At 42.6% G+C, this 12800-nt stretch carries 13 protein-coding genes; 7 read left to right on the top strand and 6 right to left on the bottom strand.

Annotation, left to right across the window (positions count from 1 at the left end; translation table 11 throughout):
- Positions 1 to 22 precede the first annotated feature (22 nt).
- Complete coding sequence (locus tag AC4E8A_RS12580) at positions 23 to 1984, top strand: S9 family peptidase (protein WP_490193497.1); 1962 nt, start codon at positions 23 to 25, stop codon at positions 1982 to 1984.
- Positions 1985 to 2186: 202 nt separating this feature from the next.
- Positions 2187 to 2321 carry a hypothetical protein gene (locus tag AC4E8A_RS12575; RefSeq protein WP_490193496.1) on the top strand — a complete coding sequence of 45 codons (135 nt, stop codon included), beginning with the start codon at positions 2187 to 2189 and terminating at the stop codon, positions 2319 to 2321.
- 248 nt (positions 2322 to 2569) lie between these two features.
- Here AC4E8A_RS12575 and AC4E8A_RS12570 read toward each other — a convergent pair whose 3' ends face one another.
- Complete coding sequence (locus AC4E8A_RS12570) at positions 2570 to 2989, bottom strand: CBO0543 family protein (protein WP_490198862.1); 420 nt, start codon at positions 2987 to 2989, stop codon at positions 2570 to 2572.
- 986 nt (positions 2990 to 3975) lie between these two features.
- Between AC4E8A_RS12570 and AC4E8A_RS12565 the strand changes: the two genes are divergently transcribed.
- Together AC4E8A_RS12565 and AC4E8A_RS12560 are read left to right on the top strand one after the other, a co-directional pair.
- Entirely contained in the window at positions 3976 to 4353 is a 378-nt protein-coding gene (locus AC4E8A_RS12565; RefSeq protein WP_490193495.1) for an iron chaperone, read from the top strand.
- 100 nt (positions 4354 to 4453) lie between these two features.
- Positions 4454 to 4618, top strand: a complete 165-nt coding sequence (locus tag AC4E8A_RS12560) for a hypothetical protein (RefSeq protein WP_490193494.1) — start codon at positions 4454 to 4456, stop codon at positions 4616 to 4618.
- Positions 4619 to 4798: 180 nt separating this feature from the next.
- Here AC4E8A_RS12560 and AC4E8A_RS12555 read toward each other — a convergent pair whose 3' ends face one another.
- The 5 genes from AC4E8A_RS12555 to AC4E8A_RS12535 all read right to left on the bottom strand — a co-directional run bounded on the left by AC4E8A_RS12555 (position 4799) and on the right by AC4E8A_RS12535 (position 8419).
- A complete protein-coding gene (locus AC4E8A_RS12555) occupies positions 4799 to 5854 on the bottom strand; it encodes a DUF3231 family protein (RefSeq protein WP_490193493.1) in 1056 nt (351 codons plus the stop codon).
- 124 nt (positions 5855 to 5978) lie between these two features.
- Entirely contained in the window at positions 5979 to 6377 is a 399-nt protein-coding gene (locus AC4E8A_RS12550) for a CBO0543 family protein (RefSeq protein WP_490198861.1), read from the bottom strand.
- A gap of 352 nt (positions 6378 to 6729) precedes the next feature.
- Positions 6730 to 7572 (bottom strand): aldo/keto reductase, encoded by an 843-nt coding sequence (locus AC4E8A_RS12545; RefSeq protein ID WP_490193492.1) that lies wholly within the window; start codon positions 7570 to 7572, stop codon positions 6730 to 6732.
- Positions 7573 to 7745: 173 nt separating this feature from the next.
- Positions 7746 to 8030 (bottom strand): hypothetical protein, encoded by a 285-nt coding sequence (locus AC4E8A_RS12540; RefSeq protein WP_490193491.1) that lies wholly within the window; start codon positions 8028 to 8030, stop codon positions 7746 to 7748.
- Positions 7952 to 8419 carry an alpha/beta hydrolase fold domain-containing protein gene (locus AC4E8A_RS12535; protein WP_490193490.1) on the bottom strand — a complete coding sequence of 156 codons (468 nt, stop codon included), beginning with the start codon at positions 8417 to 8419 and terminating at the stop codon, positions 7952 to 7954. Before AC4E8A_RS12535 ends, AC4E8A_RS12540 begins: the two co-directional genes overlap by 79 nt.
- A gap of 470 nt (positions 8420 to 8889) precedes the next feature.
- On the opposite strand from AC4E8A_RS12535, the gene AC4E8A_RS12530 reads away from it, so the two are divergent.
- The 3 genes from AC4E8A_RS12530 (at position 8890) to AC4E8A_RS12520 (ending at position 12782) form a co-directional block, all read left to right on the top strand.
- Complete coding sequence (locus AC4E8A_RS12530; protein WP_490193489.1) at positions 8890 to 10383, top strand: flavin-containing monooxygenase; 1494 nt, start codon at positions 8890 to 8892, stop codon at positions 10381 to 10383.
- A gap of 110 nt (positions 10384 to 10493) precedes the next feature.
- Positions 10494 to 11420 (top strand): alpha/beta hydrolase, encoded by a 927-nt coding sequence (locus tag AC4E8A_RS12525; protein ID WP_490193488.1) that lies wholly within the window; start codon positions 10494 to 10496, stop codon positions 11418 to 11420.
- An 816-nt stretch (positions 11421 to 12236) separates the two neighbouring features.
- Positions 12237 to 12782, top strand: coding sequence for a GNAT family N-acetyltransferase (locus AC4E8A_RS12520; protein WP_490193487.1), 546 nt, complete (start codon positions 12237 to 12239; stop codon positions 12780 to 12782).
- Positions 12783 to 12800: the final 18 nt, after the last annotated feature.

Here is a 12800-nt window from a genome sequence, read left to right as displayed (position 1 = left end):
ATAAAGAGTAGGAGATTTATCCATGAATAGCAATGGGGAAACATATCTAACCATAGAGGAACTTATTTCAATGCCAACCTTATCGGGTGTAACCATAAGTGAGGATGGTAATAACGCAGCGTTTGTCAAAAAGACAGCTGACTGGAAAGACAATTCATATAAGAATCACATTTGGATATATGAAAAAAGCAAGGAGAAATTGACAACCAAGATAGAGGGCACATCCCCGGCATGGTCTCCGGAATCAAGCTATATTGCCTATTTAAGTGCAGCTGGTAACGGGGATGAGATGAAAAATCAACTTTTTGTCGAGTCTCTTAATGGCAGGGGCAGAATTCAACTGACCCATGAAATAAATGGAGTAAGTAAATTCAAATGGGCTCCAAATGGCAATGGTTTTTATTATACTGCACAGCCAAAAGAATCTGAGGAAATCAAGATACGAAAGAACAAATATGGTGACTTCCATCATGTAGGAAAAGAACACCAGAATCATTGTTTATATTTTATTGAATATAATAGGGAGACAGATGCTGAAAAGGACAAAACCGAACAGGAAGGCAGCGGCCAGAAGCAGCTGACGGACGGCAAGGATTTTCATATCCAGGAATTCGATAGTTCACTAGACGGGAAGAAAATGGGCTTTATCGCAACCCCGAGCCCGGATTCGGACGATGATCAGCATCGGGACCTATACATACTGGACCTCAATTCTAAAGAGCTGCAAAAGCTTAATAGAAATAAGTTATTGGGAGGGAGTGTTTGCTTTTCGCCTGATGGCAGCAAAATAGGTTATACAGCAAGCATAAGAGAAAAGGAGTACTACGAAACCCGAATACAGGACAGCACTATCGAGATTTATGACCTAAAGAGCGGCGAATTCTCTCAACCTTTAAGGGATTTTGACAGCACGGTTACACCGATCCGATGGACAGCTAGAGGGATTTTCATGAAATGGCAGCATAAAACGAACTATTTAATGGGGTTATTATCACAAAATGGCACAGTTGAGAAGGTAAGTGAGGATGGCTTCGTACTGGAGGCCGCTACCACAAAGGATGGACATCATACAGCCTATATCAAAGCCGCGAGAAATGAGACCTTCGAAGTCTATTTAGACGATGAAAAAATCACCAATGAAAACAGGATTATCGAAGCTAAGCGTACAAGTAACCGGGAAGTCATCTCTTGGAAAAGCCGGAATGATTTTGAAATAGAAGGGGTTTTAACAACCCCGACAGACTTCGATTGTCATAAAACCTATCCGTTATTGGTACTGGTGCATGGTGGTCCGGCGTGGGCATCTTTCCCGATTCATTCTGGCTGTTTCAATGAAAAGTATCCTGTGGAGGCGTTTACTGAAAAGGGCTTCATCGTGTTGGAACCAAACTACAGAGGAAGTTCAGGATACGGGAATGCCTTTTTAAAAGCAAACTATAGAAATCTGGGAATCGGTGACTACGAAGATGTGATATCCGGAGTGGATTCACTAGTTGAGTGGGGAATGGCCGATAGGGAACGTGTAGGGGTGATGGGATGGAGCCAAGGGGGATTCATTTCAGCGTTCTGTTCAACATATAGTGATCGATTCAAGGCAGCATCAGTCGGAGGGGGTATGACGAATTGGCGGCACCATTATGTACATACAGATCTACCTTCCTTTATCAGGAGGCATTTAGGAAACAGCCCATGGAATGATCCGGAGATATATAGTAAAGCTTCTCCAATGACCTATATCAAATCAGCCTGTACGCCCACTTTACTACAGCAAGGCGAAAGCGACAGAAGAGTTCCAGCTGCAAATGCCTATGAGCTCTTTCAAGGGTTAAGGGATATGGAAGTGGATACAGAATTGATCATATTCAAAGGGATGGCCTATAGTTCTGACCAGCCTGGAATGAATGCGGCAGTGATGAAGCAAAACTTGATATGGTTTTCACACTATCTTCTGGGAGAAAGCAGGCAAGAACTCCGGAGTTTGTGATAAACAAAGGGATGCACGCAAAAGGTGAAACAGTTCTCTTTGGAGGCGGATTTTTAATAATGGACTGATGGTCAACCTACCACTTAATTATGCAGGAATGGGAAAGAAATCGCATTATTATCCCTATTTCCAAAGCTCATGGGCTGCAGACCAAGTTTTATCGGTACTTGAACGAACAAAGGAATGAAAAGGAGGAACTATAGTGGATCAAGTTCATGCTCTTGTAAACATAGTGTTTTTCTTACTAATCGTTTTCTTGATATCGAGAGTTGCTCACTATTTTAATACAACCAAGCAGAAACTTGATGAAATCGATAAAAAAATATTGACGAGATAAAGCTTTTCATTTCAGAGAAAGAGAAGATTTGAAGCTGGACCTATCTTATAGGCAGCTGTCGGTCTGTTCAAACAGAGGTCAATAGGGAGAACTGAAATACCACGCATGCGGATAACGTGAAAAAATCGGTATGGAAAGGACCAAAGATGGGTGTTCTTTGAAGATGTATGATCCACACCTGCTATTAGAAGTTGAAAGTGGAAAAACCGGCTGCCTGTATCAAGAAAGGGCTATGTTCAAAAAGCCATTCAGTCATTTTCCGGAACGGGGTTGTTGTGTGCTTTCCTTGTGATAGCTATAAATCCACGGGATATGAGAAAAGTTGTCGATAACGAAATTAAACTTGTGTATATATTCCACCCTTTTCTATAACTAATTAAACTAGTCCTTGTTTCAAAAAAATGTTCAATGAGCGACATAGGGATACTAAAGTAGAATACCTTTAATAAAATCCCTAGAATATTTGAACTTTTAGTAACTTGATTATAATGGACGCAGGCTATCGGATAAAGTAAATAATCAAAAATAAAGCTTATATCAAATGATTTAAATAACTTAACGGGATATTTAATGTATCCTTTGCGAACAACGAGCTTATCCAAAATGGACGATAGATAGCCCTTGAAGAAAAAGATCAACAGCCAATCCTTTGCAGGAGATTGTTTCATTAACTTACCAAATGCAATGATTCCGAACACCAATAAGAACCTAAGTGTATTTTTTTCGAATTTTTGATTCATTTATAGATACACCCCTACTTTGAAATGCAAAACATGCCTTATATTATATTGCGATTCAGGAATGATTTTATTCAAGTAAGCACATTTAACTTTAGTGCAGATTTTAAAGAGTCCATACCATTACCTCCTTATCCAACAAGTCTGATGCAAACAAGCAGCCGCTATTTGAACATGTATAGAGCGGAGGAATTCCATTATTGAGAATTGCTTTAATCAGGCAATGAGGCCCATTAAAGACAGTAGGAGATTTCTTCATGATCTTCATCATTAGAAGAATCAATCAGATTCTCTAATTCTATAACCGCATTTACATCAAGGTTTAATTGAGTGGTATCTTCCTCGTTCCATCCAGATTGCTCTGCCCACTCTTATATATAAAAAGCAGAGCTAAGCCACTCCATCGACCGATTACTTATAATTTTTTAGAAAGCAAAAAGAAGGTTAAAAAGGAAGCACCTTTCCTTCTTACCTTATTTCAAAAACGGCAATATGTTTTACGGATGAAATAAATGTAACTCTGGAATAAAATGTATATTAATGCCCTTATATTATAGTGGGAAATTTTTTTTACCTTTATGAAATTGGAAATAGAACGTGCACGATCATTGGTTGTATTTTAGCACTGTTTAAAGGAAAATGAATTGAAGTTAAACGGAGGATGTGGAGAGTTATGTTTCATTTTTCTATCAGAGTTTCTACTTCAATTAATAGTTGAAGAAGCATCGACTATAAAAGTAAGGATCTCTATTTCCTTTTGATAGTAGAAAAAAGGTAAGACTACGGAATATAGTGAGGGTCTTGGCGTATATTTCTTTGAATGTTTTGAGATAAAATAGAAGAACTAGAGATGGAGTGGAAAAAGCAAATGTTCTTGGAGCTAAAAAAAATCGAAAAACGAGGGAGTAGTGTTCAATATGCAATATAATGCAAAGAATTCTGAAGAATATTTAGAATTGCTTGAAGACGATTGGCGAAAAGAGAAACTTCTCGCGATCCGACAAATAATTTTTACATATGCACCCGAGTTGGAAGAGGTAATTCGCTATAAGATGTTGAATTATGGTACAAATGATAACTATGTCTTTGCCTTAAACGCGCAAAAACATTATGTCAGCCTCTATGTAGGTACAATAGATAAGATAGGAAATGCAGAAAAGCTATTAGCGGGCTATAATCATGGAAAAGGCTGCATTCGCGTTAAAAAATCGATAACGATCGAAGAAACGGGATTGGAACAATTTATCCATAAAACTGTTGATATGTGGCGTGCAGGTGAAGACACGGCTTGTTAATTTTGATTATATGGGAAAGGCCTGGTTTGAATCGGGAAGGAATATCGATGAGGATGACAAGGAAAGTAAGTAACGGCAAAGAGGTGCCTCGGTTTATCTATTGGAACAAGGCGGCACAGTTGATGAAGCAGCCGCCAATTGGTCACGTTTTTACATCAAAGAAGAAATTTTGCCTTATTTCATCAATGGTAGTACTCCTGGTTTTGAAAATGAATGCAAGAAGGAAAATGCTCCATCCGTTGCAGTTGGCAAGGATGCGCCTTAGCTAACTGTAACGGATGGAGCATTGATGGTTCGACACTTGAAGGTAAGTGTGGATATGTCGCTTAACATGTTGACGCCATATTAAGGAGTGATGTCCTCTTAATTATATTCCAGAAATAGCAGGTATTATCACCAGCACCTGTTGAGGGAGATACATTTAGCTGGCACCAACGATGGTTTATTACGTTTGATTCCCTGGAGAGGATTTTGAGAGGTTCTTTCGGTCTGGTGCCGTAAATGGTTCTTCCAACCATCCATAATCAATCATCATATTAATCCCATCATTGTTATACTTTCCGATCATGGGTATAAAGGAAGCAAACTCTGCCGCTAAATCATGTCTCATCACTTGTCCAAGGGCGGCACCCATGTTTGAAAGGGCTACGCTTCCTGATAACCCTCCGTGAAACAGCATAAGTTTATCCGAAAACGGGGCACTCGTTGAATCAGTTATATGTGCATCCATTAACTTAGGGGAAGGCAGATCACCATTAGTTAACGGCAAAGAGAATGACTGAATTTGTTTATCTGCAAGTGCGGCTCCGTCCCGAAAGTACTTCCGAACCTTATCGGATGAAGCCACTTGACTGAACCCTAACATTAATGACTTGCCTAAAATATTCGTATTGATGTTAAATTGCAGGAGCTTGATCTCCACTGCAGTAAGCGGCCTGTCTCTTCCGGTTAGTAATGAGATAAATGATTTTTTCTCAACAAAATCAATCTTATTAGCATAAGGAATGGTTGGGGGACTTACATTCAATCCTTTTGAAAGTAATAAATGCATTCCTCTTTCATAGGTTTCTGCGGAATCATTGATATTGCTTCTGAAATAGTTCATAATGTCTTGTCTTGTCGCGGTGCCAAATGCACTGCTATAAATGGATAATGAAGTAGCTGCCATTTGAGTGATGTAAAAAACCATGAAAATATCCCCAAATAAACGAGGTGCATCTTTTCTGAGATCCTGTTCCCCAAACCCTACAGGCACCGGGATTTTTTCCTTGGTGAAAAGATCGCTGATTTGACTGACGTGCCTTCTGGAAAGGGCGTTTGCGAATTCCACAAAATCTTTCACCTCATCATCTTCCACCACTTGAAGAAAATGTTCGAATACCGTAGAAAACATACTATCTCCCTGGAAATTAGCATACAAATCTGCCAGCTCTGAAGCAGTCAGTTTTTTGTTTTGCTGATGTTCATCAATCTGTGCTTCAACAAACGAATTCTTATCCATCTCGTTCCTCCCCTTGCATTGTTAATGCTATTATTCTCGAGTAGTTTGAGCAGTATTCATATTTTTGCCAATGGTAAATTGGCTGTTGCTAAAAAGGGTTCTTTTCGCTTTGGTTTCTTCGATGTCATTGAATCAAAAGAAGCCTTTTATCTTTTACTCTTACGAAAACCGCTTCCACAACACATTTGATCAGTACTGCCTTCAGAATATAGATGGGTATGGAATAGGAATACTTCCAATTTGTTAATTCATAAATATTTATTTTCAAAAAGTAAGGTTCCGCTATGTAGGAATTGAAAAGTGCAACAATAATATTTGCAATAGTAAAGGGTTTCCACCTTGTGAAATATTGATATATAAGCATATGCATCACAGGAAGGACGCTGATATCAATTGGGTTAAGCCGAGGAACAATGTTAACTAGTTTTATTGGGTAGTTCCATAAATTCAGCTCACTGCCTATATCATCTAAATAAATGATCAAGATGGATAATATGACTCCAAAAAGCCAAATTTGTTTGATTCTTGATTTGTCTGCCAGAAACCACCAGACAATCCAAGGAATTACTAAAAGGCATAATAAGAACCACCATTGGGGAGTTAAAAGATCCTCGTGAATAAAGTTTTCTAACCTGATCTCGGTGAGTTGATTATCTACTTTGTTGATTTCTTCTTTAGTTGGGTAGCCGATAGTGATCCCCCCTTTAAAAACATATTCCTATTCTGTTCAATAATTTGAGTTATATTTATGCGACATAGGGAAGATTCAAAAAGGTGTGATGTACCTTATGCAGAGGTTCCTTCCGTTACAATGGAAAAAAAGGACTCGTCATATTTGACAAGTCCTTTTTCCATACAGTCTGGGTGTTTTCCTATTACAACTCCTCATAAACAGCAGGATCCTGGTTGTTGATTCGTCCATCCGGTCGCGAAAGGCCAGCGATGGTTTCCATATCTCCTTTGTCCAATGAGAAGTCAAAGATGGACAGGTTCTCCAGCTGACGGGCAGGGGAGGAGGATTTGGGAATCGAAACCGCTCCAATCTGGTAGTGCCAGCGCAAGACCACTTGGGAGATGCTTTTCCCATATTTTTCAGCCAGTTCTTTTAGTGTTTCATTCTGGAACACTTCAGACGCACGGTAAAGGGGACTCCATGATTCGGTGACGATTCCGTTTTCCTCATGCCACTTTCTCTGTTCTTCTTGGTTGAAAAATGGATGCAGTTCAATTTGATTGATGCTTGGCATCACACCTGTTTCTTTCTTCAGGCGTTCGAGGTGCTCCGGCAGGAAGTTGCTGACCCCGATGGAGCGGACCAAGCCCCATTTTTTTGCATCGATTAATGCTTGCCACGCTTCGACGTATTGCTCTCTCTTTGGATTCGGCCAGTGAATGATATACAGATCGTAGTAATCAAGGTTGGCGCGGTAAAGCGATTCCTGGATGGCCGTAACAGCATCGCTGTATCCGTGATATCTGCCAGGAAGTTTAGAGGTGATCTTTAATTGTTCCCGAGGGACGGACGTACGGCGGACGGCTTCCCCGACAGTGCCTTCGTTTTCATAATTGTAGGCAGAGTCGATCAACCGGTAGCCGTTGTTAATAGCATGCTGGATGGCCGCAGCCCCTTCATTTCCTTTCAATCTGTAGGTACCGAACCCGATGGCCGGAATGCGGTTTCCATCATTTAATGTGATTTCTGGAATATGGTTGGACATATATTCATCACTCCTTTTCATTGTATTTTACTGGAAAAGTCTTTGTTTTGCAGGGATGTTGCTCAGGTTGGGGGCGGTGGGTGCCGACTTTATCGGCGCTTTTCTGATGATTATCGGCGGTTTTGAGCAGTTTAACGGCGCTTTTCCGTTAGTTTTCGGCGGAAATGGCCTGTTTATCGGCGCTTTTTAGAATTTAACGACCAAACGACAAAATTCGACACGCGCGAACGCACGCCACAACCACCACCTTCGTTTATCCGAAAATGAATCATGTCTTCGTGATTTATTCCTTGGTGGGTCAGCTTTTCAGCAAACTTCAGGGCATCAGGGTACAAGCCTTCATGAGTGCCGACAAAATGAGTGATTTTGCCCAATCCGGTTAAATCTCCATGGATGGGGCTGATGATCGGGTCATCCAAACTCTTATCGGCTGCCCCTTTCTTTGTGATGACTTCCATTCCGCCGGCAGATAACATGGGATCTTTTTTTCATAAATAGGAAGTTCCGGGTTATCCAAACGCATATCCAGGCAGGCAGACAGGAGGATGATATCCTTTGGCTGGGGGATTCTAGCGACTTTCAACAGTTGAGCGAGCCCTAAGGCAATGTTTCCTCCCGCTGAGTCCCCCATCAAGGTCACTTGACCGGGACTCTCCACACCTGACAGGATGTCGAGATACTTATTCACTAATTTTGGGTATGTGTGCTGATAGCTGAAGTGAGGGACCTTCGGATAAATAGGAGCAATGATTTTCGCGTTCAATGATTGTGCCAATTTGTCCATGAACTTCCAGTGAAGACTTAACGGCTGGTTGACCCAGGCACCGCCATGTATATAGAGAATCACTTTTTGCTTGGAACATAGTTGATCATTTAAGGTGAACCTTTATGTCCTCGATCATCTCTTCTTATATATCACTCGTAAGCTTCACCTTGCCCATAGAGTAGGCCTAACTCGTTTCCAGTCCCGCTTGTTTAACAAATCGGGCCGTATTTTCTATGGTTGAAAAGTTTTTTTTAGTGCTTTGAAGTGTGATGAATTTTTCGAAAAGATAACTATGAATGGAGCGCTTTTTTTCATGAGTGACCAGTGTCATGGTGGAATCTTCTCCCCTTGTACATATAGTTCAATAGGTTTATTTTACCAAAGAAAGCACTGAAAGAGGTAAAAAATTGAAAATTTAAAAAATAACTGCTACAATCCTACTTAATAAAAATTTTTCCGATTACGTCATATTTATCAGACAGACCATAATACATTTGAAAAGAAATGATAACGCTTTCAACATACATCTTCCAATGGAAGGAGAGGCAGATTTGGGATCTAAACATAGACACAGTGAGGCCGATACAAGAGCCAGGATTGTCATCATCGGGACAGGGTTTGCGGGGATAGCCGCAGGGGTGCGGCTGAAGCAGGAAGGGGAACAGGACATCATCCTACTTGAGCGCAAGGAAGATGTGGGCGGGGTATGGCGTGATAACCGTTATCCGGGATGTGCCTGTGATGTCGAATCGCATCTCTATTCCTTCTCGTTTGCGCCGAACCCCGAGTGGAGCCGGGTGTTTTCGCCGCAGAAGGAAATATTCAGCTACCTGCAAACTTGTGCCGAGACATTTGATTTGCTAAAACACATTCGGTTTCGTCATGAAGTCACGAAAATGGAATGGAATGAGGAGAGCGGGGAATGGAGAATCCAGACGAATCAGGGAACATTCATCGCTCAAATCGTGATAGGAGCTTTTGGAGCACTCAGCAACCCTTCCATCCCCAATCTGAAAGGACTGGAAAGATTCAAGGGAGAGGTATTTCATTCAGCTCAGTGGCCGGAAGATTTCAGCCCAAAAGGCAAAAGGGTAGCCGTCGTCGGCACAGGGGCATCCGCGATTCAATTCATTCCGGAAATCCAGCCAGACGTTGACACCCTGCATGTTTTCCAACGGACGCCGCCATGGGTGGTTCCGCGGCTGGACGGGCCCATCAGTGAAGAAAAGCAGGACGCCTATAACCGGTCGCAGCTTCTTCAAAAGATGACAAGGCTGAAAATCTATGTGCAGCGGGAGGCAAGGGTCATCGCTTTCAGGAATCCAAAGTGGATGAAAACGATGGAAAGCATAGCGAGGCACCACCTCCATAAAGCGGTAAAAGATCCAGGCCAGAGAGAAAAACTGACACCGGAGTACCGGATCGGATGCAAGCGGATCCTGCTTTCCAATTCTTACTATCCCGCCTTGGCTCAAGATAACGTAGAGGTGAACACATCAGGAATCGCCGAAGTCCGGGAAGATGGGCTCGTGGATTCAACCGGCACTACTCTACCGGTTGACACGATCATTTTCGGTACCGGATTTCAGGTGACAGCGCTGCCTTTTTCCAAAGACATATACGGCAGGGGAGGGCGTACGCTTAAAGAAGAATGGAAAGGCAGCCCAAAAGCGTACATGGGGACGACCGTTGCCGGATTCCCGAACCTGTTCCTCCTGCAGGGACCCAACACAGGACTTGGCCATTCATCAGTGATTGTGATGATCGAGGCCCAAGTGGAGCATATTCTTAAAACCTTGAACCACATGAAAAAACAAAACATGAAAACGATTGAACCCCGTGCAGATGCCCAGGAGCGGTTCATCAACGAAACCAACAAGTTGATGGAGGGAACGGTCTGGACGTCTGGAGGATGCAGCAGCTGGTACCTTGACGAAACCGGCAGGAACTCGACCTTATGGCCCGGCTACACCTTTTCCTTCAAAAGAAAAGCAGCAAAGTTAAAACGCAAAGATTATGTCGGCCGAAAGCAGGTTAAAACATAAAGAGATCCTGTTGCCGCAAACGGAATGGCGACATGCAGGGGTGAAACATAACAGGTTCAATACAAGGAAATAATAAAGCACAAATAGATTGCACTAATGGAGGGAACGAAATGGCTGAGTTAAATCCAAAGATGAAGTATTTTTTAGAGAATCTGGTTCCTGAATTGCCCGAAGGCTATACACCGACAATAGAAGATATCCGGTCCAGGTCAAGCGTGAGCGTTGGACAGGCGGAACCTGTTCATAAAGTGGAGGACCGTACGATTCAAGGACCTGAAACACAGCTTCCGATCAGAATCTATACCCCTGAAGGTGAGGGGCCGTTTCCGTTGGTCGTCTTTTTCCATGGCGGAGGCTTCGTATATGGAGATTTAGAGAGTCATGATGCGGTGTGCAGAGGGATCGTCAATGCCTCACAGCAAGTAGTGATAGCGATTGATTACCGCCTGGCACCGGAAAATCCATTCCCTGCAGCCGTCCATGACTGTTATGCCGCGGCAAAATGGGTGTATGAGAACGGCGCGGAATTGAATGGGGAGGCGTCCAGGCTGTCGGTGGCCGGGGACAGTGCAGGAGGAAACTTAGCAGCCGTGGTCGCCATGCTGGCAAAAGAAAAAGGCGGGCTGGAAATTTCAAAACAGGTCCTGATGTACCCTGTCACGGATTCCTTCCATCCTGAGAAATATGAATCTTACAAAGAAAATGGAAAAGACTATTTTCTGACGCTGGAGAACATGAAGCTGTTCAGCCAGCTCTATGTTCAGAACCAAGAGTATGCCTCCCATCCGCATGCTGCCCCGATGAATGCGGAAGACCTGAGCGATTTGCCGCCAGCACTGATCATAACGGCTGAATATGATCCCCTTAGGGACGAAGGCGAAGCATATGCAGAGAAACTGAAGGGAGCCGGAGTGCCAGTTACCCTTCAAAGAGAAGAAGGCCAGATCCATGGATTTTTCAACTTCTTCAGCTTGATGGATTCCAAAAGTGACATCCAGGAAGTCTATGACTCGATTGGGGCTTTTCTGAACCAATAGCGGTAAAGGACAGGTTACTGCCTGTCCTTTCGTGAAAAAAGAAGATTGGGCTGGTTTTTATTTTTCAAACAGTGTCAGCAATGCCACTGTTATACATAGCATAGTGAGAGACGGGGATGGGAACCTGTCGATTGTCAGGATACTACGATGATGAAGCGCTTGTGTCTACACAGGCGTTTTTTTGCTGCGTGGCAGGAAATCTTAAACATATCTTTTGGACCTGATAAAGGTAAAGAGTTGGTGCTGAATCTTGAAGGAGCACTATCTGGCCGCCTATAACCACCCACACCTCAGACAGGTCATTCTACATATCTCAAAAACAGTTTTAAGGCCGCCTGTCATAAGGGTAAGGTAAAAATAGGTGTGGATGTTGGATAAGGGATTACCTAGGGCTGACTCAACGACTTTACTGTAATCAAATTAACCACAAATTGATCAAAGACTATGACTGCACGATGAGGGTCTGTCATAAAATGGCCAAGGGCACGGTTGGTTCATGAAGAAAAAGATGAAACCCGCAGTGACTTAATAGAAACTTATAAAAAGGCTGTTTTCGCATATATTGTTGTTTTCGGAAAAATCCCAAGTGCCGGATTTTTCCCCTGTATTCATAGGGTTTTACTCTCGAAAAAGAACGGGCAGCTCTTTTCTTTCCCTCTCACCGCGGTTTTAACGACGATTTACCAGGATATTAGTTGAAATTTATATTGAATAGCAACAAAGTTTACGAAAAGAGCCTATAAAAATAACAGGTTCATAGTAAAACTAGAGAACTTGCATGCGAAAAAAGGGCGAAAAAGGAAGGGGAAATCCAGGATGGGACATGTGTTAACGATTGAAAGGCTAAAAAACCAATTTGAAAATGCAGAAACCGAAAGGCTGAAGCTGCTGCCTCCATCACTTGATGATGCTTCTGACGTCTTTCGGATTGAAAGCGACCCCAAAACCAATCATTACAGACCTGCTGGCCCGATGAAGGACATCAAGGAAGCGAAGGAGAATATCAGGACATGGCAGTTCGATTGGGAACTACACGGCTTTGGCTACTGGAAGGTGATGCTCCCTGGAAAGAGTGAAATCATCGGAATGGGCGGAGTGAGACCCCTTCAATGGAAAAACAGAGAGGTGATGAACCTCTACTACCGCTTTACCCCTGAGGCATGGGGAAAAGGGTATGCAACCGAGCTTGCAAGCTATGCGGTTGAAATGGGAAGAACTTATTTACCTGGCATGCCGGTCGTTGCCCAAATTCGTTCCGTCAATATCCCGTCCATCAAGGTGGCCGAAAAATGCGGATTGAAAAGGCAGCTTGAATTAGAGACAGAGGAACAACTTGTTTACGCTTCGGGCTTTGAGATGTAGGAATATCAGAGGGGGAAC

The sequence above is a fragment of the Bacillus sp. SRL337 genome, assembly GCF_984799155.1.
Note: the sequence above shows the minus strand (reverse complement) of the source record. Positions and strands in the feature narration are given on the sequence as shown.

What these genes read in the sequence shown, in the direction of transcription:
- AC4E8A_RS12580 (WP_490193497.1), top strand. Translation starts at nt 23, where the DNA reads ATGAATAGCAATGGGGAAACATATCTAACCATAGAGGAACTTATTTCA.
- AC4E8A_RS12570 (WP_490198862.1), bottom strand. Translation starts at nt 2,989, where the DNA reads ATGAAACAATCTCCTGCAAAGGATTGGCTGTTGATCTTTTTCTTCAAG.
- AC4E8A_RS12565 (WP_490193495.1), top strand. Translation starts at nt 3,976, where the DNA reads ATGCAATATAATGCAAAGAATTCTGAAGAATATTTAGAATTGCTTGAA.
- AC4E8A_RS12555 (WP_490193493.1), bottom strand. Translation starts at nt 5,854, where the DNA reads ATGGATAAGAATTCGTTTGTTGAAGCACAGATTGATGAACATCAGCAA.
- AC4E8A_RS12545 (WP_490193492.1), bottom strand. Translation starts at nt 7,572, where the DNA reads ATGTCCAACCATATTCCAGAAATCACATTAAATGATGGAAACCGCATT.
- AC4E8A_RS12540 (WP_490193491.1), bottom strand. Translation starts at nt 8,030, where the DNA reads ATGGAAGTCATCACAAAGAAAGGGGCAGCCGATAAGAGTTTGGATGAC.
- AC4E8A_RS12525 (WP_490193488.1), top strand. Translation starts at nt 10,494, where the DNA reads ATGGCTGAGTTAAATCCAAAGATGAAGTATTTTTTAGAGAATCTGGTT.
- AC4E8A_RS12520 (WP_490193487.1), top strand. Translation starts at nt 12,237, where the DNA reads ATGGGACATGTGTTAACGATTGAAAGGCTAAAAAACCAATTTGAAAAT.